This is a genomic window from Rhizobacter sp. Root404, from assembly GCF_001425865.1.
Classification (GTDB): domain Bacteria; phylum Pseudomonadota; class Gammaproteobacteria; order Burkholderiales; family Burkholderiaceae_C; genus LMDS01.
The window spans coordinates 663,477-688,343 of sequence record NZ_LMDS01000005.1 but is presented as its reverse complement, the minus strand read 5'-3'; the positions used below and the strand labels follow the sequence as shown (position 1 = coordinate 688,343).

Sequence of the window (24,867 nt, the reverse complement as noted above, 5' to 3'; positions counted from 1 at the left end):
CACGCCATGACGAACATCGACCCGACCTTTTCTTCCCCGCCCGCCCCCGAGTCCGCCGACCCGACCGCGGCCCAGGACAGCGCGGCCGCCAACGCGGACACCCGGCTGCAGGAGCTCGAGGCCAAGCACGCCGAAGTGGCCGATGCCTACCTGCGCGCCAAGGCCGAGGCCGAAAACACCCGCCGACGCGCCGAGGACGAGATCGCCAAGGCGCGCAAGTACGCCGTCGAGGGCTTTGCCGACAGCCTGCTGCCCGTGAAGGACAGCCTGGAGGCCGCGATCGCGCTGCCCGACGCCACGCCCGAGCAGATGCTCGAAGGCGTTCATGCCACGCTGCGCCAGCTGGTCTCGGCGCTCGAGCGCAACAAGGTCGTCGAGATCAATCCGGCGGCCGGTACCAGGTTCGATCCGCACCAACACCAGGCCATCAGCGTCGTGCCCGCCGCACAGGAGCCCAACACGGTGGTGACGGTGCTGCAGAAGGGCTACCTGATCGCCGACCGCGTGCTGCGCCCGGCGCTCGTCACCGTCGCGGCCTCTGCCTGACGAAAGCCGCGAGAAGTCCACAGGTTCAGGCTTGAAAGCCCACACCTTATCCACACGTTAAGAACAACTTAATCCAGTCTCCAGGAGCACACCATCATGGCCAAAATCATCGGCATCGACCTCGGCACCACCAACTCGTGCGTGTCGATCATGGAAGGCAACACCACCAAGGTGATCGAGAACAGCGAGGGTGCGCGCACCACGCCGTCGATCGTCGCGTACCAGGAAGACGGCGAGATCCTCGTCGGCGCCTCGGCCAAGCGCCAGGCCGTCACCAACCCGAAGAACACGCTGTACGCGGTGAAGCGCCTGATCGGCCGCAAGTTCACCGAGAAGGAAGTGCAGAAGGACATCGACCTGATGCCCTACAAGATCGTCGCGGCCGACAACGGCGACGCGTGGGTCGAGGTGCGCGGCACCAAGCTCGCACCGCAGCAGGTCAGCGCCGAGACGCTGCGCAAGATGAAGAAGACGGCTGAGGACTACCTCGGCGAGACTGTCACCGAGGCCGTGATTACCGTGCCCGCGTACTTCAATGACGCGCAGCGCCAGGCCACCAAGGACGCCGGGCGCATTGCCGGCCTGGACGTCAAGCGCATCATCAACGAGCCGACCGCGGCCGCGCTCGCGTTCGGCCTCGACAAGAACGAGAAGGGCGACCGCAAGATCGCCGTGTACGACCTGGGCGGCGGCACGTTCGACATCTCGATCATCGAGATCGCCGATGTGGACGGCGAGAAGCAGTTCGAGGTGCTGTCGACCAACGGCGACACCTTCCTGGGCGGCGAAGACTTCGACCAGCGCATCATCGATTACATCGTCACCGAGTTCAAGAAAGAGCAAGGCGTCGACCTGACCAAGGACGTGCTCGCGCTGCAGCGTCTGAAGGAAGCCGCCGAGAAGGCCAAGATCGAACTGTCGAGCAGCACCCAGACCGACATCAACCTGCCGTACGTGACGGCCGATGCCTCGGGCCCGAAGCACCTGAACATCAAGCTGACGCGCGCCAAGCTCGAGGCCCTGGTCGAGGACCTGATCGAGCGCACGATCGCCCCGTGCCGCACCGCGATCAAGGATGCCGGTGTGGCTGTCGGCGCGATCAACGACGTGATCCTGGTCGGCGGCATGACCCGCATGCCCAAGGTGCAGGAGAAGGTCAAGGAGCTGTTCGGCAAGGAGCCGCGCAAGGACGTGAACCCTGACGAGGCGGTCGCCGTCGGCGCCGCAATCCAGGGTCAGGTGCTGGCCGGCGACCGCAAGGACGTGCTGCTGCTCGACGTGACGCCGTTGTCGCTGGGCATCGAGACGCTCGGCGGCGTGATGACCAAGATGATCAAGAAGAACACCACGATCCCGACCAAGTTCGCGCAGGTGTTCAGCACCGCCGACGACAACCAGCCGGCCGTGACGATCAAGGTCTACCAGGGCGAGCGCGAGATGGCCTCGGGCAACAAGAGCCTGGGCGAGTTCAACCTCGAAGGCATCCCGCCGTCGCCGCGCGGCATGCCGCAGATCGAGGTCAGCTTCGACATCGACGCGAACGGCATCCTGCACGTCGGCGCGAAGGACAAGGGCACCGGCAAGGAAAACAAGATCACGATCAAGGCCAACTCGGGCCTGAGCGAGGCCGAGATCGAGCAGATGGTCAAGGACGCCGAGATGAACGCGGCCGACGACAAGAAGAAGCTCGAGCTGATCCAGGCCCGCAACTCGGCCGACGCGATGATCCACAGCGTCAAGAAGAGCCTGGCCGAGCATGGCGACAAGCTCGAGGCCGGCGAGAAGGAGAAGGTCGAGGCTGCCCTGAAGGACGCCGAGGAATCGCTGAAGAGCGAGGACAAGGCCGAGATCGAGGCCAAGACCGAGGCGCTGATGACCTCGAGCCAGAAGCTGGGCGAGAAGATCTACGCCGAGTCGCAGGCCGCAGCCGCTGCGGCGGGTGCCGGGGACCAGGCACAGCCGCAGGCCGAGGCCGCCTCCGCGAAGCCGGCGGCCGACGACAACGTCGTCGACGCCGAGTTCAAGGAAGTCAAGAAGGGCTGATTGGCCCATCACTGACCCTCGCCGGTTTCGGGCGGAGCACGCGGCTCCGACCGGAACCGGCGTTGGTGTTTGAAGCGAATACCGAATCGACGGAGCCCGGATTTCATGGCCAAACGCGACTACTACGAAACGCTGGGGGTGGCGAAGAACGCCAGCGAAGACGACATCAAGAAGGCCTATCGCAAGCTCGCGATGAAGCACCACCCCGACCGCAATCAGGGTGACGACGCGAAGAAGTCGGAAGAGAAGTTCAAGGAGGCCAAGGAGGCCTACGAGATGCTCACCGACCCGCAAAAGCGGGCCGCCTACGACCAGTACGGTCACGCCGGCGTGGACCCGAACATGGGCCGTGGTGCCGGCGGCCCGGGCGCGGAAGGGTTCGGTGGCTTCGCCGAGGCCTTCGGCGACATCTTCGGCGACATCTTCGGCGGCGCAGCTGCGGGCGGGCAGCGCCGCGGTGGCGGTCAGCAGGTGTTCCGCGGCAGCGACCTGAGCTATGCGATGGAGATCACGCTCGAGGAAGCGGCGCACGGCAAGGAAACCCAGATCCGCATCCCGTCGTACGAGACCTGCGAGACCTGCAAAGGCAGCGGCGCCAAGCCCGGCACCTCGCCCAAGACCTGCAGCACCTGCCACGGCCAGGGCACGGTGCACATGCGCCAGGGCTTCTTCAGCATCCAGCAGACCTGCCCGCACTGCCACGGCACCGGGAAGATCATCCCCGAGCCCTGCACCACCTGCAGCGGCCAGGGCCGGATCAAGAAGAACAAGACGCTGGAGGTGAAGATCCCCGCCGGCATCAACGAGGGCATGCGCATCCGCTCCAGCGGCAACGGCGAGCCGGGCACGAACGGCGGGCCGGCGGGTGACCTCTACATCGAGATCCGGATCAAGCAGCACGAGATCTTCGAGCGCGACGGCGACGACCTGCACTGCACCGTGCCGGTCGGCCTGACGACCGCTGCGCTGGGCGGCGAGATCGAGGTGCCCACGCTCGGCGGCAAGGCCGAGATCGAGCTGCCCGAGGGCACGCAGCACGGCAAGACTTTCCGCCTGCGCGGCAAGGGCATCAAGGGCGTGCGTTCGAGCTACCCGGGTGACCTGTACTGCCACGTGAGCGTCGAGACGCCGATCAAGCTGACCGAACACCAGCGCAAGCTGCTGAAGGAACTGGACGAGTCGTTCCGCAAGTCGGGCGACCGGCATTCGCCGAACGCCAAGACCTGGACCGACCGCGTCAAGGACCTGTTCAAGTAAATCGCCGGCTGTCCGGTCGGCCTGGACGGCCGGCCGACGGACAATCACGGGCATGACGCAGCGCACGACCTTCTCCGGCTTGTCCAGCAGCGCCGCTGCGGGCGGCGGCTGGAATCCGTGGACGCTGGCGGTGCTGGCGGGCCTGTGGATTGCTGCGCTGCCGAACTGGCCGCTGTGGCAGGCGCTGCTGGCGTTGCCCGAGACCCAGTCGGCCCGGGGTGCGCTGTTCTTGATCGGCTTCGCCGCGATGGTCGCCGCGGTCACCGCGCTGCTGCTGACGCTGTTCGCCTGGCGTGCCACGATCAAGCCCGCGATCGCCTTCATGCTGCTCGCCGCCGCGTTCGGTGCGCACTTCATGGGCAGCTATGGCGTGGTCATCGACACCACGATGATGACCAACGTCGTGCAGACCGACCCGCGCGAGGTGCGCGACCTGCTGAACCTGCGCATGCTCGGCAGCGTGGTGCTGATGGCCGGGTTGCCGCTCCTGCTGCTCTGGCGCGCGCCGGTGCGGGGACTGGGCCTGCTGCGGCAAGCCGGTCGCAACCTCGCCGGCCTGCTCGCGCTGGTGATCGTGCTGGCCGCGTTGCTGTTCGCGCTGTTCGCCGACCTGTCGGCGACGATGCGCAACCACAAGTCGATGCGCTACCTGATCAATCCGGTGAATTCGCTCTACGCGCTGGTCGACCTGGGCCTGAAGTCGCAGGCGCGTCCTGCCGGCCCGCCGCTCGCGATCGGTACCGACGCACGCGTGCTGGCACGTGCGCCGGGCGGCAAGCCGCCGCTGGTGGTGGTCGTCGTCGGCGAGACTGCGCGGGCCGATCACTTCGCGCTCAACGGTTACGCGCGGCCGACCAACCCCGAACTCGCCAAGCTCGACGTCACCAGCTTCCGCCAGGTCATGTCCTGCGGCACCAACACGGCGGCGTCGTTGCCGTGCATGTTCTCGTCGCTCGGCAAGCAGGGCTTCGAGTATCGCGATCGCGACCACGAGAACCTGCTCGACCTGGTGCAGCGCGCCGGCATGGCGGTGCTCTGGCTCGACAACCAGGCCGGCTGCAAGGGCCTGTGCGAGCGCGTGCCGAACGCCTTCGCGCATGACCCCGTCGCCGGCGCGCCGGCGCTGCCCGCGAACCTCTGCGATGGCGAAGATTGCCTGGACGCCGCGCTGCTGCACGGCCTCGATGCGCGCCTGGCCGCCCTGCCGGCCGACCGCCGTGCGCGCGGGGTACTGCTCGTGCTGCACCAGATGGGCAGCCACGGCCCGGCGTACTACAAGCGCAGCCCGCCCGATCGCAAGCCGTTCATGCCCGAGTGCACGACGAACGTGTTGCAGCAGTGCGGGCGCGACCCACTCGTGAATGCCTACGACAACTCGATCGCCTACACCGACCACGTGCTGGCCCAGACGATCGGCTGGCTGCGCCAGCAGTCGGCCTACGACACGACGATGCTCTACCTGTCCGACCATGGCGAATCGCTCGGCGAGAACAACCTCTACCTGCACGGGCTGCCGTACGCCGTCGCGCCGGTCGAGCAGAAGCACGTGCCGATGATCCTGTGGCAAGGGCCGCACGCCAGCGCCCAGGCGGCCTGCGTCCGGGGCAGACGCGACGTGCCGCTGACGCACGACAACCTCTTTCACACGACCCTCGGACTCCTCGGCATTGCGGCGGTCGAGTACAAACAGCCCTTCGACGTACTCGCCGGTTGCCGCGCCCCCTGACGACGGGCGTGCGCCCCGGCTTCAACCCGGGAGCACCATGTCCGCGCAGGCCGATTCACTCAGGTCGATCTTCTATGCCCTCGGCGCCAACTTCGCGATCGCGATCGCGAAGACCGCCGGCGCGGTGTACACCGGCTCGGCCTCGATGCTGGCCGAGGCGATCCACTCGTTTGCCGACTGCGGCAACCAGGCCTTGCTGATCTGGGGCCTGAAGGAGGCCAAGCGCAGCGCCTCGCCGGACCATCCGCTCGGCTACGGCCGGGCGATCTACTTCTGGAGCTTCATCGTCGCGCTGATGCTGTTCAGCATGGGCGGCCTGTTCTCGATCTACGAAGGCGTGCACAAGCTGCACGACAGCGGCCCGGTGAAGTACGCATGGGTGGCGGTCGGAATCCTGAGCTTCGGCATCGTGGCCGAATCGGTCTCGCTGTGGGGCGCGCTGCGCGAGATCAACAAGGAGCGCGGTGATCTGGGCCTGTGGCGCTGGTTCCGCACCTCGCGCCAGAGCGAGCTGCTGGTGATATTCGGCGAGGACATGGCCGCCCTGGGCGGCCTCGTGCTGGCGCTCGGCTTCATCGGCCTGGCGATGGTCACCGGCAACCCGATGTGGGACGCGGTCGGCTCGATCTGCATCGGCGTGCTGCTGGTGCTGGTGGCGGTGCTGGTCGGCGTGGAGGTCAAGGCGCTGCTGGTCGGCCAGAGCGCGGAGCCGGCCGTGCTGGCGGCCATGCGCGCGCACCTCGAAGCGCAGCCCCAGGTGGCACAGGTGTACAGCCTGATCACGCAGCAGCTGGGCGGCGAGATCATGGTGGCGGTGAAGGCGAGGATGCACCCGCTCGCCTCGGACGTGGCGCTGATCGAGGCCATCAACGGCGTCGAGCGCAGCCTGCGCGGCGCATTCCCGAGCACGCGGTGGATCTTCTTCGAGCCCGACTTGCGCGATTGAGGCGCGACCTCAGCCGAACAGGTCCTGCTGACCGTCCGCGCGCGACTTGATCGGGCGACGGAACTGCGTCAGGTCGAGCGCGATGCGCTCGCCATCGAGACCGAAACGCGCGATCGCCTTGCGCAGGCGCTGCTGCAGCAGTTGTGCCCAGACGCCCTCGCCCTGCATGCGCGAGCCGAAGCTGGCGTCGTAATCACGGCCGCCGCGCATCTCGCGCACGCGTGCCATGACCCGCGCCGCGCGGTCCGGAAAGTGCTGATCGAGCCACTGCTGAAAGATCGGGTTCACCTCCCAGGGCAGGCGCAGCACGATCCCGAACGCCGAGCGCGCGCCGGCCGATGCCGCGGCCTCGAGCACGCGCTCGAGCTCGGGCTCGTTGATGAACGGGATCAGCGGCGAAACGCTGACACCCACCGGTACGCCTGCCTTCGACAGGGTCTCGATCGTCCGCAGGCGGCGCTGTGGCGACGCCGCGCGCGGCTCGAGGATGCGCGCCAGCGCCGGGTCGAGCGAGGTCACCGACACGTAGACCGCGACCAGCCCTCTCTGCGCCATCGGCGCGACCAGATCCAGATCGCGCTCAATGCCCGACGACTTGGTGACGAGCGAGAACGGATGCGCGCACTCCGACAGCACCTCGATCACCTGCCGGGTGATGCCGAGCTTGCGCTCGACCGGCTGGTACGCGTCGGTCGCCGAGCCGATGTTCAGCCATTTGGGCACGTAGGCGCGGCTCGAAAACGCCTCGCGCAGTTTGTCGGCGGCGTTGACCTTGGCGATGATCCGGGTCTCGAAATCCAGCCCCGGCGACAGGTTCAGGTAGCTGTGCGTCGGCCGCGCGAAACAATAGACGCAGCCGTGTTCGCAGCCGCGGTACGGGTTGATCGACAGGTCGAACGCGATGTCCGGCGAGTCGTTGCGTGACAGGATCGACTTGACCCGCTCCTCGATCACCGAGGTGGCAGGCGGCACCCGCTCTTCGCTCGCCTGTTGGTCGAGCGTGCCCCATCCGTCGTCGTACGCTTCGGTCAACTGCTTCGCATAGCGGTGCTCGATCGCCCACACCGTGCCCCGCCCCTTCGTCGGGCCCTGTGACCGCCCCACTGCGTCCTCGCGCTCACTGCCGCTGATTCGCCGACTCTCATCCATGCTGTAAATATATACAGTATTTGCGGCTGTCGGTTTGCACCAACTGTTGCAAGCGCCCGGGCGATGCCCGGCGAACGCTCGATATGCTTGCATCTCGATGCCGAACAACTCCGTCCTCATTGGCGTTCCGCTGCTGCTGGGCGGCCTGGCCAGCGCCGGTTGGTGGATCTGGCGCCAGCGCCGCGCCAACGCCGGGCTCGCGCCTTCGCTGCGCACGAGTGCGCCGGACCTGGCCGATCGCGAATTCGAAGCGGTGGTCGTGCAGGCGTTCCAGCGCCAGGGCTATCAGCTGATCGATGGCGGCAAGGGCATCCGGGCGCTGACGCTGCGGCGGGATCGCGAGACGTATCTGGTGCAGTGCCGGCATCGGCACGTCGCGAAGGTGGGAGTCGACGCCGTGCAGGCACTGCACCGCGAAATGACCGCGTGCGGCGCCAATGGCGGCTTCATGCTCACCGAAGGTCGGTTCTCGCGCGAAGCGACCGCGCTCGCGGCCAGTTGCAATGTCCGCTTGCTCGAGGGCTCGGCCCTGCACGGGCTGCTGGAATCAACCCGCCCGAAGCGTCACGGCGCGTAACGCCGCCGCGCCTTGTCCGACAGGGCGGCTGGCCGGTCGCTCACGCGCGACGACGCCGCACGCCCACACGGCGGGCTTGATGCGAATCCTAGAGTGTGGTCACTCCCAACTCCATGCCACACCCCATGAAACTCGTCCACAAGCTCCTGCTCGCATGCATCCCTTTGGCCGCATTGGCCGCGTGCGGCGGCGGTGACACCGAGGACCGCCTCGACGTCGCCGACCCGGTCGTGCGCTTCGTCCACGCCGCGCCTGCTGCGCCGAACGTGACGCTGTACCGCGCAGCCATCGCGCAACCGGATGCGACCAACGTTATGTACCAATACGCGTCGAACTACTTCGACGTCGATCTCGGTGTGTCGGACTGGTCGGTGAAGACAGCCGTAGGCGGCGTCGAGGTCGGCACGGTCAGCATCGACCCTCAGCGCGGCACCAAGTACACGATCGTCGCGCTGCAAACGTCGGCGACGAGCGCTGGCACCTACCTGATCACCGACCCGTACAACAAGGCGCTCACCAGCGACAGCACGCACCTGCGCGTGATGAACGCGTCGTACAACGCCGCCAGCGTCGACGTCTACATGAACACGCCAGGAACCGACATCGCGACCGTGACGCCCAAGATCTCCGGCACTGCGTTCAACGCCGCCGGCCCGGCCACCGGCAACGACTCGGCCGACATCCCGGGCGGCACCTATCAGGTGACCGTCACCTCGGCCGGCACGAAGACGGTGTTGTTCAAGGGGCAACTCAGCTTCGCGAACAACCAGGACCTGCTGATCCTGACGGTGCCCGATGCGAGCACGGCCAGCGGCGTCAGCGCACTGGTGAAGGTGGAAGGCACGGCCGGCGCCACGCCCATCGCGGCGATCTGATCGACCACCGGAAATGCGAAACGGGCCCGCGAGGGCCCGTTTGCATGCTGTCTGGCGGAGTCGGAGGGATTCGAACCCTCGATGCAGGTTTTGCCCACATACTCCCTTAGCAGGGGAGCACCTTCGGCCACTCGGTCACGACTCCACGCTCAGTTTCTGAGCAGCCCGCATTCTAACTGCGAAACCGGCGTCGATCAGGCGGCCGACAGTTCCAGATCGAAGGCCTTGTGCAGGGCGCGCACCGCGAGCTCCATGTACTTCTCGTCGATCACGACGCTGGTCTTGATCTCGCTCGTCGTGATCATCTGGATGTTGATGCCCTCCTCGCTGAGGACGCTGAACATCCGGCTGGCGACGCCGACATGCGACCGCATGCCGATGCCGACGATGCTGACCTTGCAGATCTTCGCGTCGCCGACGATCTCTCGCGCGCCGGTGACCGGCACGACCTTCGTCTTGAGCAGGTCCATCGTGCGCGCGTAGTCGTTGCGGTGCACGGTGAACGAGAAGTCGGTGCGGCCGTCGTGCGAGACGTTCTGGATGATCACGTCGACATCGATATTCGCTTCGGCCACCGGGCCGAGGATCATGAAGGCGATGCCCGGCTTGTCGTTCACGCCGAGCAGGCTGATCTTGGCTTCGTCGCGGTTGAAGGCGATGCCGGACACAACGGCTTGTTCCATTTTTACGTCTTCCTCAAAGGTGATCAGGGTGCCCGAACGGGCTTCCTCGTCGATGTCGATGTCCCAGGGCGTGAAGCTCGACAGCACGCGCAGCGGCACGCGGTACTTGCCGGCGAACTCGACCGAGCGGATCTGCAGGACTTTGGAACCCAGGCTCGCCATCTCGAGCATTTCCTCGAAGCTGATGGTCTTCAGGCGGCGTGCCTCGGCGACGATGCGGGGGTCGGTGGTGTAGACGCCGTCCACGTCGGTGTAGATCAGGCACTCGTCGGCCTTCAGCGCCGCCGCGACGGCGACGGCCGAGGTGTCCGAGCCGCCGCGGCCGAGCGTGGTGATGTGGCCGTCCGCATCGACACCCTGGAAGCCGGTGATCACGACGACCCTGCCGGCGGCAAGATCGGCGCGTACGCGGGCGTCGTCGATGCTCTCGATCCGCGCCTTGGTGTACGACGAGTCGGTGGCGATCTTCACCTGCCAGCCCGCGTAGCTGACGGCATCGATGCCCTCGGCCTGCAACGCGATCGCCAGCAGTCCGGACGAGACCTGCTCGCCGGTCGCGGCGATCATGTCCAGCTCGCGCAGCAGCTGGGCGGTGGTGCGTTCGGGAGACAGCTCCTTCGCGAGGCCGAGCAGGCGGTTGGTCTCGCCGCTCATCGCCGACGGCACGACCACCATCTGGTGCCCGGCGCGGGCCCATTTGGCAACGCGCTTGGCGACGTTGCGGATGCGCTCCGGCGAGCCCATCGAGGTGCCGCCGTACTTGTGGACTGTGAGGGCCATGAGTTGAATCTGATCGAGAGCGATGACAAGGTCTCGCGCACAGGCGAGCCTTCGATTCTACCGTTTCGCTCGACGCCCTCTGACCTCAGCGCGCACTGGAATCCGGCAGCCACGCGAGCGACACCAGCGACTGCCCCGGAAACCCGACCACGCGCGCGTCGATGCCGAGGCCCGGTACGAACACCAGTTGGGTGCCACTGTAGAGCAACGGGCCGGCCCGCTCGTCGTCCGGGATCGCGGCGGCCTGATATTGCTTCTTCAGGCTGCGCGGCGGCCGGCCGGCGCCGGCCTGGAATGTCTCGCCGCCGACGCGCGGCTGCAGCTCGAGCCGCCCGAGCCAGGCCAGCGGCACGCCACCCTCCTTCACCCGCGCCACCGCCAGGGTCCCGCCCCACCCGGGCAGCGAGAACCGTCCGACGCGCTGCACGGAGAGGCTCGTCTCGCGCGGGCGAGCGATCGGGCTCGCCGCGGCGGGCAAGAAGCTCAGACGATCGCGATAGGCGCGCAGGGCGCCGCCGGGCACCGGCCAGCGGGCCGGGCGCGCCTTGGGCAGTTCCGCGAGCAAACGTTCGATCAAGCTGGCGGGCGCAGCGGTGCTCAGGCCCCGACGCAGCCAGACGCGCAGCGCATTGCCCCGGCGTGCCGGAGACAGTGCGACCCATCGGCTGATGATCAGCTCGCGCTCCGGAGCGGCCTGCGCCAGATCGTGCGCGGCCACCTCGTCGAGCACCGCGCACGCCTGCTGCGCCCAGGCGGCCGAGTCGGCGAGCGTCGCCTCTGCCTGCTCGAATGCGCCGGCGAGTGCCGGCCACACAGTCTGGCGAAGCCGGTTGCGCGCAAAGCGTGGATCGGTGTTGCTGTCGTCGTCGATGTACTTCAGCCGATGGCGCCGCGCATAAGCCTCGATGTCGGCCCGCGGCCGCTCCAGCCACGGCCGCTGCCAGATGATGCCGTCGCGCATGATCCGGCCAGGCATGCCCGCCAGTCCCGTCACGCCGGCGCCGCGCAGTGCCTGCAGCAGGAAGGTCTCAGCCTGGTCGCGCCGGTGATGTGCGAGCAGCACGATCTCGGCGCCATGCGCGATCGCCAGCTCGCGCAGCGCACGGTAGCGCGCTTGCCGAGCCCAGGCCTCGACGCTGTCGCCGCGGGCGGGTCGTTCGACGATGCGGGCCGCCGCGAAGGCGATCGGCAGACCGCGCCGCGCCCAGCGCGCGCATTGCGCTTCGACATGCTCGAGCCAGACGTCGGCGTGCGGGCTCAGCCCGTGGTGAACGTGCAGCGCAATCACCTGCACGTCGTCGATCGCGGCCTGCCGGACCGTGGCGTGCAGCAGCGCCATCGAATCGCGGCCGCCGCTGCAGGCGACGGCGATGCGGCGCTCTGTCATCGGGGGCCGCGAGCGAACAGGCTCAGCGTTCCTTGGTGTCGGTGAAGCGGCCGTAGGATTGCAGGCGTTCGTAGCGGCGCTGCAGCAGTTCCTTCGGCTTCAGGTCGCTGACCTGGCGCAGCGCATCGTTCAGCGCCCGCTTCAGGAACGCGGCCATCTGCTTGGTGTCGCGGTGGGCGCCGCCGACCGGCTCGTTGATGATCTTGTCGACCAGGCCGAGCGCCTTCAACCGGTGCGCGGTGATGCCCAGTGCATCGGCCGCATCCGAAGCACGCTCCGACGTCTTCCACAGGATCGACGCACAGCCTTCCGGCGAGATCACCGAATAGATCGAGTACTGCAGCATCAGCAGCTGATCGCCGACGCTGATCGCCAGCGCGCCGCCGGAGCCGCCCTCGCCGATGATCGTGACGATGATCGGCACCTCGAGTTGCGCCATCTCGAAGATGTTGCGGCCGATCGCCTCCGACTGGCCGCGCTCCTCGGCGCCGATCCCCGGGTACGCGCCCGGCGTGTCGACGAAGGTGAAGACCGGCAGGCCGAACTTCTCGGCCAGCTTCATCAGCCGCAGCGCCTTGCGGTAACCCTCCGGGCGCGACATGCCGAAGTTGCGCAGCCCGCGCTCCTTCGTGTCGCGGCCCTTCTGGTGGCCGATCACCATGCAGGCCTGCCCGTTGAAGCGCGCGAGGCCGCCGACGATCGACTGGTCGTCCGCGAACGCGCGGTCCCCGTGCAGTTCCTGGAAATCGGTGAAGATCTCGCCGACGTAGTCGAGCGTGTAGGGGCGCTGCGGATGCCGCGCGATCTGCGTCACCTGCCAGGGCGACAGGCTCGAATAGATGTCCTTGGTCAGCTGCAGGCTCTTCTTGCCGAGCCGGTCGATCTCTTCGGAGATGTCGACCGCGGATTCGCTCTGCACATAGCGCAACTCTTCGATCTTCGATTCGAGCTCTGCAACCGGCTGCTCGAATTCGAGGAAATGGCGTTTGCTCATTCGTGTATTCCTTCGTGGCGAAGGCGACTATCGCAATGTCAGTAGTCTACCGGCAGCGGATCGAGACTGCGCCAGAGGTACCAGGTCGCGACCGAGCGGAACGGCGCCCAGGCATCGCCGACCTCGCGCGCCTCGGCCCGCGAGACCGGCTCGCCACTGAAGTAGTTGACGCTGATGCCCTTGATCAGCCCCACGTCGTCGAGCGGCAGGACGTTCGGTCGCATCAGGTGGAAGATCAGGAACATCTCCGCGGTCCAGCGGCCGATGCCGCGGATCGCGACCAGCTCGTCGATGATGGCTTCGTCGTCCATCTGCTGCCATTGGCCCACATGAACCGCGCCCGATTCGAAGTGAGCCGCCAGATCGCACAGGTACTCGACCTTGCGCGCCGACAGGCCGGCGCCGCGGATCGTCGTGGTCTCCAGCGCCAGCACCGACGCGGGCGCCAGCCGGGTCGACGGACCCTGCATCAGCGCAGCGAAGCGGTTCCACACCGATTGCGCCGCGGCCACGGAGATCTGCTGGCCGACAATCGACCGTGCCAGCGTCGTGAACGCGTCGCCGCGGCTCTGCAGCCGGCCTTCGCCGAGCTGCGGGATCAACTTGCGCATCACGCGGTCGCGCTTGCCGAGGTGGCGGCAGGCTTCGTCCCAGTAGTCGGGCGTGACCTCGGCCGCAGGTTCGGCCCTGACCGCGCGCGTCGACATCAGGCCTTGACCCAGGTGGTGCCGCTGGCCGAGTCCTTCAGCGCGATGCCCTGCGCGAGCAACTCCTGGCGGATCTGATCGGCCAGCGCGAAGTCGCGCGCCTTCTTGGCGGCGTCGCGCGCGGCGATGCGCGCGGCGATGTCGACCTCGTCGACGCCGCTGCCCGATTGCAGGTAGGTGCGCGGCGACTGCTGCAACACACCCAGCGTCGCGGCCAGCGCCTTCAGCAGCGCGGCGGTGTCGAGCGCCCGCGTGCGGTTGAGTTCATTGGCCAGTTCGAACAGCACGGCGACCGCGATCGGGGTGTTGAAGTCGTCGTTCATCGCCGCACGAAGGGTCGCGGCCTGCGGCTGCTGCCAATCGATGGCGGCGTCCGCGACGTCCAGCCCCTCGAGCGCGGTGTACAGGCGGCGCAGCGACGCGCGTGCGTCATCCAGGCTCGCGTCGCTGAAGTTGAACGGGCTGCGGTAATGGGTGCGCAGCATGAAGAAGCGGATCGTCTCGCCGTCGTACCGCTTCATCACGTCGCGGATGGTGAAGAAGTTGCCGAGCGACTTCGACATCTTCACCTGGTCGACATTGAGCAGGCCGTTGTGCGCCCAGACGGTCGCCGGCGGTCGCCCGGTCGCGCCTTCGCTTTGGGCGATCTCGTTCTCGTGGTGCGGGAACTGCAGGTCCGCGCCGCCGCCATGGAGGTCGAATTGCTCGCCGAGCAGCGCGCATGCCATCGCGGAGCATTCGATGTGCCAGCCGGGACGGCCGGGGCCGTAGCCGGACTCGTATTTCGCGTCGGCCGGCTCCTCGGGCTTGGCCGCCTTCCACAGCACGAAGTCGAGCGGGTCGTCCTTGCCGTCGAGCACCGCCACGCGTTCGCCCGAACGAAGCTCGTCGATCGACTTCCCCGAGAGCTTGCCGTAGCCGGGGAACTTGCGAACCGCGTAGTTGACGTCCCCGTTCGGTGACTGGTAGGCCAGGCCACGACTTTGGAGCCGGCCGATCATCGACAGCATCTGCGGCACGAATTCGGTCGCGCGCGGCTCGTGGGTCGGACGCAGCACGCCGAGCGCGTCGAGGTCGGCGTGCATCTCGCCGACCATCTCGTCGGTCAACGCGCGCAACGGCATGCCACGCTCGACCGCGCGGCGGATGATCTTGTCGTCGATGTCGGTGATGTTGCGCACGTAGGTGACCTGAAAACCGAGCGTGCGCAGCCAGCGGTAGATCAGGTCGAACGCGATCATCATCCGCGCGTGGCCGACGTGGCAGAGGTCGTACACCGTGATGCCGCAGACGTACATGCGGACGTGGTTCGGCTCGATCGGCGTGAAGGTCTCGAGTTGCCGCGAGAGCGTGTTGTAAATGCGTAGCGTCATGGACCGATGGCACTTTCGGACCGGCGCATCGTGGCAATGCCCGGTCGGGTAACCAGATTCTCGTTGGGGTGTCGTGCAACTCCGGGCCACAGGCCACGTGCGGCTCGCACCGCGCGCGTCTCGGCCAGAAGGCCTGCACTACAATCGTTTCAGTATAGCGGGCAGCCTGACAATCGCTGCACGCCGGCGCGGCCGGCGACGCCACGCGACGCCCTGCCCGCCCCCTTTCGTACCCATGCATCACACGCCGTTCACTTCGCGCCGCCTGCTCGCCCGCCTCCTGCTGGCAGTGCTCGTCGCGGCGGCGTTCCCTGCGCGCGCCGACGAACTGGCCGATGTGCAGCGCCTCTACTATGCCGGCCAGGCCGCCACGGCCATGCAGCGGGTCGACCAGGCTTTGGCGACCAACCCGCGCGATCCGCAGATGCGTTTCCTGAAGGGCGTGATGCTGACCGACGCGAAGCGCAACATGGAAGCGATCGCGGTGTTCCAGAAGCTCAGCGACGAGTTTCCCGACCTGCCGGAACCGTACAACAACCTCGCCGCGCTGTACGCGGCGCAAGGCGACTACGCGAAGGCACGCGCAGCGCTCGAGCAGGCGTTGCGCATGAACCCGAACTACGCGACCGCGCACGAGAACCTGGGCGACGTGTACGCCGCGCTGGCCGCGCAGTCGTACGCGCGCGCGCAGAAACTCGACCCGGCGAACGCGACCGTCGCGCCGAAGCTGGCGCTGGTGCGCGACCTCTACAAGCGTGCGGCGCCCGTCGCCTCGGCCGCGTCCGCCGCCTCGACCTCGAAAGGAACCCCATGAACCTGAATCCCCTCCGTTTTGTCGGCCGCGCTGCAGTGGTGTTCGCGTTGTGCAGCGGCCTGGCCGCGCAGGCGCAGAAGGTCAAGCTCGTGACGACCTCGGGCGACATCGTGATCGAGCTCGACGCGGCCAAGGCGCCCAAGACCGTCGACAACTTCGTCAAGTACGTCAAGGCCGGCCACTACGACGGCACGATCTTCCACCGCGTGATCCCGAGCTTCATGATCCAGGGCGGCGGCATGACCGCGGACATGAAGGAGAAGACGACGCGCGAGCCGATCCCGCTCGAGAGCCGCAACGGCCTGAGCAACGTGCGCGGCAGCGTCGCGATGGCGCGCACCGGCGACCCCAACTCGGCCACCGCGCAGTTTTTCATCAACGTGCAGGACAACCCGCGTCTCGACGCCGCGAACGCGCGCGACGGCAACGGCTACGCCGTGTTCGGCAAGGTCGTCTCGGGCATGGACGTGGTCGACAAGATCCGCGAGACGCCCACCGGCAGCCGGCCGCCGCACGACGACGTCCCGACCACGCCGATCACCATCAAGAAAGCCACCCTGGAGAAATGACCATGAGCACCCAAGTCGACCTCGAAACCAGCAAGGGCACGATCCGCGTCGAACTCGACGAGGCCAAGGCACCGATCTCGTCGAAGAACTTCCTCGAGTACGTGGACGCCGGCCACTACGACGGCACGATCTTCCACCGCGTGATCCCCGGGTTCATGATCCAGGGCGGCGGCTTCGAACCCGGCATGCGCCAGAAGTCCACCCGCGCGACGATCCAGAACGAGGCCAGCAACGGCCTGAAGAACGACCGCTACACGCTGGCGATGGCCCGCACCTCGGCGCCGCATTCGGCGAGCTCGCAGTTCTTCATCAACGCGACCGACAACAACTTCCTGAACTTCACGGCCGAGACCGCCTCGGGCTGGGGCTACGCGGTGTTCGCGAAGGTCGTGTCGGGCAGCGAGGTCGTCGACGCGATCGAGAAGGTCCGCACCGGCAGCAAGGGCGGCCACGGGGACGTCCCGCTCGAGGACGTCGTGATCGTCAAGGCGTCGCGCGTCGCCTGAACCCGCCCGCGCCGTGACCGACGCGCTCGTGGCGCGCGAGATCGCCGCACCGGCAGCCTGGCAGCGGATCGATTTCATCAGCGATCTGCACCTCGCCGCGGAGACGCCTCGCACCTTCGACGCGTGGCAGGCCTACTTGCTGAACACCGCGGCCGATACGGTGTTCATCCTCGGCGACCTGTTCGAGGCCTGGATCGGCGACGACGCGCGCCACGAAGGCTTCGAGGCCCGTGGCGCGGCCGTGCTCACCGCGGCGGCGTCACGCCGGCCGGTTCACTTCATGGTCGGCAACCGCGACTTCCTGCTGGGCGACGAGATGCTCGCCGCGTGCGGCGTCGTGCCGCTGGCCGATCCGACGGTGCTCGCCGCGTTCGGCGAACGCACGCTGTTGACCCATGGCGATGCCTGGTGCATCGGCGACCTGCCTTACCAGCAGTTCCGCCGCCAGGTGCGCGATCCGGGCTGGCAGGCTCAGGTGCTGGCACGCCCGCTGGCGGAGCGGCGCCTGATGGCGCGCGGGCTCCGTTCGGAGAGTGAGCGCCAGGCGATGGAACATGAAGGCGAATGGTTCGACGTCGATCCGCCCACCGCGTTGCATGCCATGACCGAGAGCGGGGCCACCACGCTGGTCCACGGGCACACCCACCGCCCAGCGACCGAGACATGGGGACCGGGCACCGTGCGCCACGTGCTGAGCGACTGGGATCTCGACCACGCCGGCGCACCTCGCGCGGAAGTGCTGCGCTGGGAAGCGGGCAATCGCTGGACGCGGATGCCACCCGCCGTCGCCGCCGTCGTCGTCGGCACGCGTTGAGGTCCGCATGCGCGACTGGCTGACGCGCTGGCGCAGGGCGCGCACGCTCGAGCGGCGCGCGATTCCCGACGCGCTGTGGGCGCTGACGCTCGCGCGCTTCCATTTTCTGACCTGGCGCGACGCGAACGACCTCGCGACGCTGCGCGAGATGACCACGCTGTTCCTCGCGGACAAGGAGTTCACCGGCGCGCATGGCCTCGAAGTCGACGACGAGATGGCGGTCGCGATCGCGGCGCAAGCGTGTCTTCCGGTGCTGCGTCTCGGCTTGCACTGGTTCGACGGCTTCAAGGGCATCGTCGTGCACGCCGATGCGGTGGTCGCGCAGCGCGAGCACGTCGACGACGCCGGCGTCGTTCACCAGTACGAGGAAGAGCTGACCGGGGAAGCCATGCATGGCGGCCCGGTCATGCTGGCCTGGCGCGATGTCGACGAGGCTGGCGAATCCGCTGACGACGGCTACAACGTCGTGGTGCATGAGTTCGTCCACGTGCTGGACATGCGCGACGGGGCCGCCGACGGCGTCCCGCCGCTGCCCGACCGCGCGAGCCAGGATGCCTGGATCGCGCTGCTGGATTTGGAGTACGACGGGTTCTGCCAGCGGGTCGACGCGAGAGAAGACACGCTGCTCGACCCCTACGCCGCCGAGGCGCCGGAGGAATTCTTCGCGGTCGCCTCCGAGGCATTTTTCGTCGCGCCGCATGACTTGCGCGCCGAGCACCCGCGCTTCTACGAGCTGCTGCGCGGCTTCTTCGGCCAGGACCCGGCGGCCCACGCCTGACGCCTGGCCATGAAAAAGGGGCCCGAGGGCCCCTGGTGTCGAACGCCGCGCCGCGTCAAGCCGTCGCCGGCTCGGCCTTCGGCTTGTCGATCTTCTTGACCGGCTGGATGTCGAGGACCGGCTTGCCGTCGGCGTCCACGTCGACCGTCAGGCGACCGCCATCGACCAGGCGGCCGAACAGCAGTTCGTCGGCCAGCGCGCGGCGGATCGTGTCCTGGATCAGGCGCTGCATCGGCCGCGCGCCCATCAGCGGATCGAAGCCCTTTTTGGCCAGCTGCTTGCGCAATGCGTCGGTGAAGGTGACCTCGACCTTCTTCTCGCCGAGCTGGCTCTCGAGCTGCAGCAGGAACTTGTCCACCACGCGCAGGATGATCTCCTCGTCGAGCGCCTTGAAACTGACGATCGCGTCGAGACGGTTGCGGAACTCGGGCGTGAACAGCTTCTTGATGTCGGCCATCTCGTCGCCCTGCTCGCGCGAGTTGGTGAAGCCGATCACCGCCTTGTTCATCGTCTCGGCACCCGCGTTGGTCGTCATGATGATGATGACGCTGCGGAAGTCGGCCTTGCGCCCGTTGTTGTCGGTCAACGTGCCGTGGTCCATGACCTGCAGCAGCACGTTGAAGACATCCGGGTGCGCCTTCTCGATCTCGTCGAGCAGCAACACGGCGTGCGGCTTCTTCGAGATCGCTTCGGTCAGCAGCCCGCCCTGGTCGAAGCCGACGTAGCCCGGGGGCGCGCCGATCAGCCGGCTCACCGCGTGGCGCTCCATGTACTCGCTCATGTCGAAGCGGATCAGTTCGACGCCCAGGATGTAGGCGAGCTGCTTCGCGACTTCGGTCTTGCCGACGCCGGTCGGGCCGCTGAACAGGAACGAGCCGATCGGCTTGTCCGGGCGGCCCAGACCCGAACGCGCCATCTTGATCGCGGCGGAGATCGCCTCGACGGCAGGCTCCTGGCCGAACACGACGCTGTTCAGGTCGCGATCGAGCGTCTTGAGCTTCGAGCGGTCGTCGTTCGACACGGCCGCAGGCGGAATGCGCGCGATCTTCGCGACGATGTCCTCGACCTCGGCCCGGGTGATGGTCTTCTTCTGCTTGCTCTTGGGCAGGATGCGCTGCGCCGCACCGGCTTCGTCGATCACGTCGATCGCCTTGTCGGGCAGGTGGCGGTCGTTGATGAACTTGGCCGACAGCTCGGCCGCGGCCTGCAACGCGCCGACCGCGTACTTGACGCTGTGGTGTTCCTCGAAGCGCGACTTCAGCCCCTTCAGGATCTCGACCGTCTGCTCGACCGACGGCTCGACCACGTCGACCTTCTGGAAGCGCCGCGACAACGCCGCGTCCTTTTCGAAGATGCCGCGGTACTCGGTGAAGGTGGTCGCGCCGATGCACTTCATCGCGCCCGAGCTCAGCGCGGGCTTGAGGAGGTTGCTCGCGTCCAGCGTGCCGCCCGAGGCCGCGCCGGCGCCGATCAGCGTGTGGATCTCGTCGATGAACAGGATCGCATTCGGCTGGTCCTTCAGCTGCTTGAGCACGCCCTTCAGGCGCTGCTCGAAGTCGCCGCGGTACTTGGTGCCGGCCAGCAGCGCGCCCATGTCGAGCGAATACACGTTCGACTCGGCCAGCACCTCGGGCACGTCCTTCTGGGTGATGCGCCAGGCCAGGCCTTCGGCGATTGCGGTCTTGCCCACGCCGGCCTCGCCGACCAGCAGCGGGTTGTTCTTGCGCCGCCGGCACAGGATCTGGATCACGCGCTCGACCTCATGCTCGCGGCCGATCAGGGGATCGATCTTGCCGTCGCGGGCCATCTGGTTCAGGTTCTGCGTGAACTGGTCGAGCGGTGAACCCTTGCCTTCGCCCTCTTCCTTCTCGGTCTCGTTGGCGCCGGTGCCGCCGCCCTCGTTCGGCTTGGCCGGCTCCGGCGGATCGCTCTTGCGGATGCCGTGCGCGATGAAGTTGACGACGTCCAGACGTGTCACGCCCTGCTGGTGCAGGTAGTAGACGGCGTGCGAGTCCTTCTCGCCGAAGATCGCGACCAGCACGTTCGCGCCGGTGACTTCCTTCTTGCCCGAGCCGGTCGACTGCACATGCATGATCGCGCGCTGGATCACGCGCTGGAACCCCAGCGTCGGCTGCGTGTCGACCTCGTCGGTGCCGCCGACGGTGGGCGTGTTCTCCTTGATGAAGCCGGTCAGGCTCTTGCGCAGGTCGTCGGCGTTGGCCGAGCACGCACGCAGAACCTCCGCGGCGGACGGGTTGTCGAGCAGTGCCATGAGCAGGTGTTCGACCGTGATGAACTCGTGGCGCTGCTGGCGCGCCTCGACGAACGCCATGTGCAGGCTGACTTCAAGTTCTTGGGCAATCATGCGGCCTCCATAATGCATTGCAACGGGTGACCACCGCGGCGTGCGGCAGCCAGCACCAATTCAACCTTGGTCGCGGCGACGTCCTTGGTATAGACGCCGCACACGCCACGCCCGTCATGATGAATCTTCAACATGATCTGGGTCGCGGTTTCGAGGTCGCGTTTGAAATACTCCTGCAGCACCATCACGACGAACTCCATCGGCGTGTAGTCGTCATTGAGCAGGACCACCTGGTACATGCGGGGTGGTTCCGTCTTTGCAACCTTGCGCTCGACGACGACCGCCCCTTGCCCGTCGTCGGGCTTGGGTGGCGCCACCGGAGGCGCAGCGGGTGGGGTCGGTTCGTCGGGCATGGATTCATTCTATCGAGTTGACGCTGGAGCGCTTCAGCCTTTCCATATTGCACTGACACGGCCTTCTGCAAGGGCCGAACAGCGTCACGGATGAGGCGCCCGGGAGTGTTTCCATTCTTGACAGGCGATTTGGCACGGCCGGAAAATTGTGACGCGCGTCACGAACGCTGCCGCGCGGGAGGGGACGACATGGCCACAGGCACCGTCAAGTGGTTCAACGACGCCAAAGGGTTCGGTTTCATCGAACCCGAGGCTGGGGGGGAAGACATCTTCGCCCACTTCTCCGCGATCCAGATGGAGGGGTTCCGAACCCTGAAACAGGGCGGCCGCGTCCGGTTCGAGATCGTGCAGGGCCCGAAGGGGCAGCTGGCCCAGAACATCTCGCCGATCGACTCCGCCGATGACGCCCAGGCCGCGCCGGCCGCCCCGTCCCCGTTGCCGGACGCCGCCTGATCCTTACACGGCCGAACCCGCCGCGCTGACCGCTGCGGTCAGGCCATCGACCATCAGGTCGACTTCGTCGGGGGTGACGGTGAGTGCCGGCATGAAGCGCAGCACCGACGGGCGCGGCGCATTGAGCAACAGCCCGGCGCCATCGGCGGTGCCCTCCAGCGCGAGGTGTTCGCGAGCGTGGGCCACGACGGCCGCCGCCAGCGGTTGACCGAGGTCGAGCGCGCGCAGCAGCCCGACGCCACGCGCCGATCCAGCACCGCAACGATCCGACAACTCCCGCAGCCGCACGCCGAGGTGCTCTCCGGTCGTCCGCACCCGGTCCAGGAAACCATCCGCCAGCACCTCGTGCAGCACCGCCAAACCGACCGCGCACATCAGGGGGTTGCCGTTGAAGGTTTCGCCCTGGTCCCCATGAGCGAACACGCAGGCGTCGCGCCGCGCCAGCAGTGCGCCGATCGGGACGCCGCCGCCGAGCCCCTTGGCCAGCGTGATCACGTCCGGCACCACGCCGAAATGCTGGTAGCCGAACAGGCGGCCCAGGCGGCCGACGCCGGTCTGGACTTCGTCGAAGATCAGCAGCAGCCCGTGCCGGTCACACAGCGCACGCAGGCCGTGCAGGAACTCCGGCGTCGCCTCCTGCACCCCGCTCTCGCCCTGCACCGGCTCCAGCATGATCGCGACCGTCTGCCGGCCGATCAGCGCCTGCACCGATGGCAGATCGTTGAGCCGGGCCTTCGGGAAACCGTCGACCTGGGGCGAGAACATCCGGTCCCAGCCCGGCTTGCCCGACGCCGACATGGTCGCCAGCGTGCGGCCATGGAAGGCGTCGGCGAACGTGATGATTTCGTAGGCGCCGCCGCGGTGCAGGCGCCCCCACTTGCGCGCCAGCTTGATCGCGCCCTCGTTCGCTTCGGCCCCGCTGTTGGTGAAGAAGACCTGGTCGAAGTCGCTGTGCCGGCACAGCAGCTCCGACAGCGCGATGGCGGGCTCGTTGTGGAAGGCCGGGCTGGGCGTGACCAGCAACGCGGACTGCTGCGCCAGCGCGTCCCGCACGCACGCGGGCGCATGACCGAGCGTGTTCACGGCCCAGCCCTGGACGAAATCGAGGTAGCGACGGCCTTTCTGGTCCCACACCCAGCTGGCGTCGCCGCGCACGAAGACCAGGTCGGGGCGCGGCGTGATGTCCATCAGGTGCGATGGGTCGAACGCGCGCTTCATGCGGCACAGCCCTGGATGTTCGGTTCGATGCACGCGCGAACCTCGTCGAGGCCGAGCATCAAGCCGAGGTTCTGCACCGCAGCCCCCGCCGCGCCCTTGCCCAGGTTGTCGAAGACCGCGCTCAGCAGGAGCTGGCCCTGTGCGTCGTCGCCGAACACGGCCAGCTGCAGCGCGTCGGTGCCGTTGAGCGCCTGCGGGTCGAGCGTCGTCAGCGAGTCGGTTGCCTCGGCATCCAGGACGCGTACCTCGGGGTGTTCGCGATAGCGCTCGGCCAACAGGTCCCGCAGTGCCTGCGGCGTCGACGCCCCCTGCAGCATGTCCGCGTGCAGCCCGATCGTCAGCGCGATGCCCTGACGGAAGCTGCCATAGGACGGCACGAAGATCGGTCGGCGCGCGAGGCCGGCGTGGAGCCGGATCTCCGGCACATGCTTGTGCCGCAACGCCAGCGCGTAGGTCTGGAACGCCGGCGGCCGCTCGCCCGCCCGGCCCTCATGCGCCTCGATGCCCTCGCGCCCGCGCCCGGAGTATCCCGAGACCGCGTGGATCGCCAGCGGCGCGTCGCAGCGCAGCGCGCCGGCGTCGACCAGCGGCCGAAGCAGCGCGATCGCCCCGGTGGGGTAGCAGCCGGGATTGCTGACGCGGCGCGCTTGCGCGATCTGCTCGGCCTGCATGGCCGACAGTTCCGGCAGGCCGTAGGTCCAGCCCGGGTCGACGCGGTGTGCCGACGAGGCGTCGATGACCCGCACGCGCGGATTGCGGATGCTGGCCACGGCCTGACGCGCGGCCTCGTCGGGCAGGCACAGCACGGCGACATCGCAATCGTCGAGCGCCGCGGCACGCGACAGCGGATCCTTGCGCTTCTCGTCCGGGAGGGTGACGAGTTCGATGTCGTTGCGCCCGGCCAGTCGGGCCACGATCTGCAGGCCGGTGGTGCCTTGGTTGCCGTCGATGAAAACGCGTAGCGTCATGGGAGGCTCCTGGGTCGATGCCGCAAGATTGCGGCCGCGCAGAAGATTGGTAAAGTTGAATGTTCTGACGTTGACATTCATAACGGCTGAATCCACGTGCGACACCTCAATCTCGATCAACTGCGCACTCTCGTGACGATCGCGGACCTCGGATCGTTCGCGGCCGCCGCCCGCACGCTGCATCTCGCCGCGCCGACGGTGAGCCTGCACGTCGCCGAACTCGAATCGCGTCTGAACGCCGCGTTGCTCTTGCGTCAACGCCAGCGTGTGGTGCCCACCGGGATCGGACAAGGCTTGATCGAACGCGCCCGGCGCCTGCTGGCCGACGCCGATGCGGCGGTCGACGATGTCGCCCGACAGGTCGACGGGCGTGCCGGCCGCGTGCGGCTGGGCGCGTCGACCGGCGCGCTGGCCTGGCTGCTGCCCAAGGTGCTCGAAACGATGGGGCGCCAGCACGCCGGCATCGACGTGCAGGTCGCGGTGCTGACCTCACGCAAAGCGCTGTCGGGGGTTCAGGAGGGCACGCTCGACATCGGCCTGGTCGCTCTGCCCCAGGCCGATGTGGTCGGCGTGCAGATCGTGCCGTGGCGCCGCGATCCGGTGCTGGCCTTCCTCCCACGGGGTTGGGCCGCGCCACGGACGATCACGCCGGGCTGGCTCGCCGCGCGGCCGCTGATCGTCAACGACGCCAGCACCCGGCTGCACCGCATGACCATGGACTGGTTCGCCGCCGCCGGCGAGCAGCCGAAGGCGCGGATCGAACTCAACTTCAACGACGCGATCAAGAGCCTCGTATCGGCCGGCTATGGCGCGGCGCTTCTGCCACGCGAGGAGGGCGCAGCGGACGTCGATGACCGCATGCTCATCGCCCCGCTCGCGCCGCGGCTGTGGCGACCTCTGGGGGTGGCCTGGCGAGCCGGTCAGCCCGAACCGGCGACGCGCCAACTGCTCGACGCGCTGGCGGCCATCCGCCAGCGCTGAACACG

The 24,867-nt window shown here is 67.7% G+C and carries 24 protein-coding genes and 1 tRNA gene; 14 read left to right on the top strand and 11 right to left on the bottom strand.

The window, feature by feature from the left end:
* The first annotated feature begins 6 nt into the window (after positions 1–6).
* The 5 genes from grpE (at position 7) to ASC76_RS17315 (ending at position 6,518) form a co-directional block, all read left to right on the top strand.
* Positions 7–546 carry a nucleotide exchange factor GrpE gene (gene grpE, locus ASC76_RS17335; RefSeq protein WP_056469118.1) on the top strand — a complete coding sequence of 180 codons (540 nt, stop codon included), beginning with the start codon at positions 7–9 and terminating at the stop codon, positions 544–546.
* 96 nt (positions 547–642) lie between these two features.
* Entirely contained in the window at positions 643–2,589 is a 1,947-nt protein-coding gene (gene dnaK, locus ASC76_RS17330; protein ID WP_056469114.1) for a molecular chaperone DnaK, read from the top strand.
* 105 nt (positions 2,590–2,694) lie between these two features.
* The gene (dnaJ, locus tag ASC76_RS17325) at positions 2,695–3,846 is read left to right on the top strand and encodes a molecular chaperone DnaJ (RefSeq protein ID WP_056469111.1); all 1,152 of its coding nucleotides are present in this window, start codon (positions 2,695–2,697) and stop codon (positions 3,844–3,846) included.
* 52 nt (positions 3,847–3,898) lie between these two features.
* Positions 3,899–5,572, top strand: a complete 1,674-nt coding sequence (locus ASC76_RS17320) for a phosphoethanolamine transferase (RefSeq protein ID WP_235580496.1) — start codon at positions 3,899–3,901, stop codon at positions 5,570–5,572.
* 37 nt (positions 5,573–5,609) lie between these two features.
* Positions 5,610–6,518, top strand: coding sequence for a cation diffusion facilitator family transporter (locus ASC76_RS17315; protein WP_056469108.1), 909 nt, complete (start codon positions 5,610–5,612; stop codon positions 6,516–6,518).
* 9 nt (positions 6,519–6,527) lie between these two features.
* Here ASC76_RS17315 and ASC76_RS17310 read toward each other — a convergent pair whose 3' ends face one another.
* Entirely contained in the window at positions 6,528–7,667 is a 1,140-nt protein-coding gene (locus tag ASC76_RS17310; RefSeq protein ID WP_082549238.1) for a PA0069 family radical SAM protein, read from the bottom strand.
* Between the two features lie 97 nt (positions 7,668–7,764).
* Here ASC76_RS17310 and ASC76_RS17305 point away from each other — a divergent pair, with 97 nt between their 5' ends.
* Both ASC76_RS17305 and ASC76_RS17300 read left to right on the top strand, forming a co-directional pair.
* Entirely contained in the window at positions 7,765–8,244 is a 480-nt protein-coding gene (locus tag ASC76_RS17305; protein ID WP_056469101.1) for a restriction endonuclease, read from the top strand.
* Between the two features lie 125 nt (positions 8,245–8,369).
* Positions 8,370–9,119, top strand: coding sequence for a DUF4397 domain-containing protein (locus tag ASC76_RS17300; protein ID WP_056469098.1), 750 nt, complete (start codon positions 8,370–8,372; stop codon positions 9,117–9,119).
* A 52-nt stretch (positions 9,120–9,171) separates the two neighbouring features.
* On the opposite strand, the gene ASC76_RS17295 is transcribed toward ASC76_RS17300, so the two are convergent.
* From ASC76_RS17295 to cysS, 6 genes are all read right to left on the bottom strand, one after another.
* A tRNA-Ser gene (locus tag ASC76_RS17295) sits at positions 9,172–9,264 on the bottom strand.
* A 49-nt stretch (positions 9,265–9,313) separates the two neighbouring features.
* Positions 9,314–10,582 (bottom strand): aspartate kinase, encoded by a 1,269-nt coding sequence (locus ASC76_RS17290; RefSeq protein WP_056469095.1) that lies wholly within the window; start codon positions 10,580–10,582, stop codon positions 9,314–9,316.
* An 85-nt stretch (positions 10,583–10,667) separates the two neighbouring features.
* Positions 10,668–11,969: a tRNA lysidine(34) synthetase TilS gene (tilS, locus tag ASC76_RS17285; RefSeq protein ID WP_056469093.1), complete on the bottom strand. Its 1,302-nt coding sequence runs from the start codon at positions 11,967–11,969 to the stop codon at positions 10,668–10,670.
* 22 nt (positions 11,970–11,991) lie between these two features.
* Positions 11,992–12,963, bottom strand: coding sequence for an acetyl-CoA carboxylase carboxyltransferase subunit alpha (locus tag ASC76_RS17280; protein WP_056469090.1), 972 nt, complete (start codon positions 12,961–12,963; stop codon positions 11,992–11,994).
* 38 nt (positions 12,964–13,001) lie between these two features.
* The gene (locus ASC76_RS17275; RefSeq protein WP_056469086.1) at positions 13,002–13,670 is read right to left on the bottom strand and encodes a DNA-3-methyladenine glycosylase; all 669 of its coding nucleotides are present in this window, start codon (positions 13,668–13,670) and stop codon (positions 13,002–13,004) included.
* On the bottom strand, positions 13,670–15,043 hold the full coding sequence (gene cysS / locus ASC76_RS17270; RefSeq protein ID WP_056469082.1) for a cysteine--tRNA ligase: 1,374 nt from the start codon (positions 15,041–15,043) through the stop codon (positions 13,670–13,672). Before cysS ends, ASC76_RS17275 begins: the two co-directional genes overlap by 1 nt.
* A 235-nt stretch (positions 15,044–15,278) precedes the next feature.
* Here cysS and ASC76_RS17265 point away from each other — a divergent pair, with 235 nt between their 5' ends.
* The 5 genes from ASC76_RS17265 to ASC76_RS17245 are packed head-to-tail and all read left to right on the top strand — an operon-like array spanning position 15,279 to position 18,524.
* A complete protein-coding gene (locus ASC76_RS17265; protein ID WP_056469079.1) occupies positions 15,279–15,857 on the top strand; it encodes a tetratricopeptide repeat protein in 579 nt (192 codons plus the stop codon).
* Complete coding sequence (locus ASC76_RS17260) at positions 15,854–16,426, top strand: peptidylprolyl isomerase (RefSeq protein ID WP_056469076.1); 573 nt, start codon at positions 15,854–15,856, stop codon at positions 16,424–16,426. Before ASC76_RS17265 ends, ASC76_RS17260 begins: the two co-directional genes overlap by 4 nt.
* 2 nt (positions 16,427–16,428) lie before the next feature.
* Positions 16,429–16,932, top strand: coding sequence for a peptidylprolyl isomerase (locus ASC76_RS17255; protein ID WP_056469073.1), 504 nt, complete (start codon positions 16,429–16,431; stop codon positions 16,930–16,932).
* A gap of 13 nt (positions 16,933–16,945) precedes the next feature.
* Positions 16,946–17,746: a UDP-2,3-diacylglucosamine diphosphatase gene (locus ASC76_RS17250; RefSeq protein ID WP_056469070.1), complete on the top strand. Its 801-nt coding sequence runs from the start codon at positions 16,946–16,948 to the stop codon at positions 17,744–17,746.
* A gap of 7 nt (positions 17,747–17,753) precedes the next feature.
* The gene (locus tag ASC76_RS17245; RefSeq protein ID WP_056469067.1) at positions 17,754–18,524 is read left to right on the top strand and encodes a zinc-dependent peptidase; all 771 of its coding nucleotides are present in this window, start codon (positions 17,754–17,756) and stop codon (positions 18,522–18,524) included.
* A gap of 55 nt (positions 18,525–18,579) precedes the next feature.
* Here ASC76_RS17245 and clpA read toward each other — a convergent pair whose 3' ends face one another.
* Together clpA and clpS are read right to left on the bottom strand one after the other, a co-directional pair.
* Positions 18,580–20,889, bottom strand: coding sequence for an ATP-dependent Clp protease ATP-binding subunit ClpA (gene clpA / locus ASC76_RS17240; protein WP_056469065.1), 2,310 nt, complete (start codon positions 20,887–20,889; stop codon positions 18,580–18,582).
* Positions 20,886–21,242 (bottom strand): ATP-dependent Clp protease adapter ClpS, encoded by a 357-nt coding sequence (gene clpS, locus ASC76_RS17235; RefSeq protein WP_056469063.1) that lies wholly within the window; start codon positions 21,240–21,242, stop codon positions 20,886–20,888. Before clpS ends, clpA begins: the two co-directional genes overlap by 4 nt.
* Positions 21,243–21,431: 189 nt before the next feature.
* On the opposite strand from clpS, the gene ASC76_RS17230 reads away from it, so the two are divergent.
* Positions 21,432–21,695 (top strand): cold-shock protein, encoded by a 264-nt coding sequence (locus ASC76_RS17230; protein WP_056469059.1) that lies wholly within the window; start codon positions 21,432–21,434, stop codon positions 21,693–21,695.
* Positions 21,696–21,698: 3 nt separating this feature from the next.
* Here the strand turns inward: ASC76_RS17230 and ASC76_RS17225 are convergent, their stop codons facing one another.
* Entirely contained in the window at positions 21,699–22,913 is a 1,215-nt protein-coding gene (locus ASC76_RS17225) for an acetylornithine transaminase (protein WP_056469057.1), read from the bottom strand.
* Positions 22,910–23,881 (bottom strand): N-acetyl-gamma-glutamyl-phosphate reductase, encoded by a 972-nt coding sequence (gene argC / locus ASC76_RS17220; RefSeq protein WP_056469055.1) that lies wholly within the window; start codon positions 23,879–23,881, stop codon positions 22,910–22,912. Before argC ends, ASC76_RS17225 begins: the two co-directional genes overlap by 4 nt.
* Before the next feature lie 96 nt (positions 23,882–23,977).
* Here argC and ASC76_RS17215 point away from each other — a divergent pair, with 96 nt between their 5' ends.
* The gene (locus tag ASC76_RS17215) at positions 23,978–24,862 is read left to right on the top strand and encodes a LysR family transcriptional regulator (protein ID WP_056469050.1); all 885 of its coding nucleotides are present in this window, start codon (positions 23,978–23,980) and stop codon (positions 24,860–24,862) included.
* Positions 24,863–24,867: the final 5 nt, after the last annotated feature.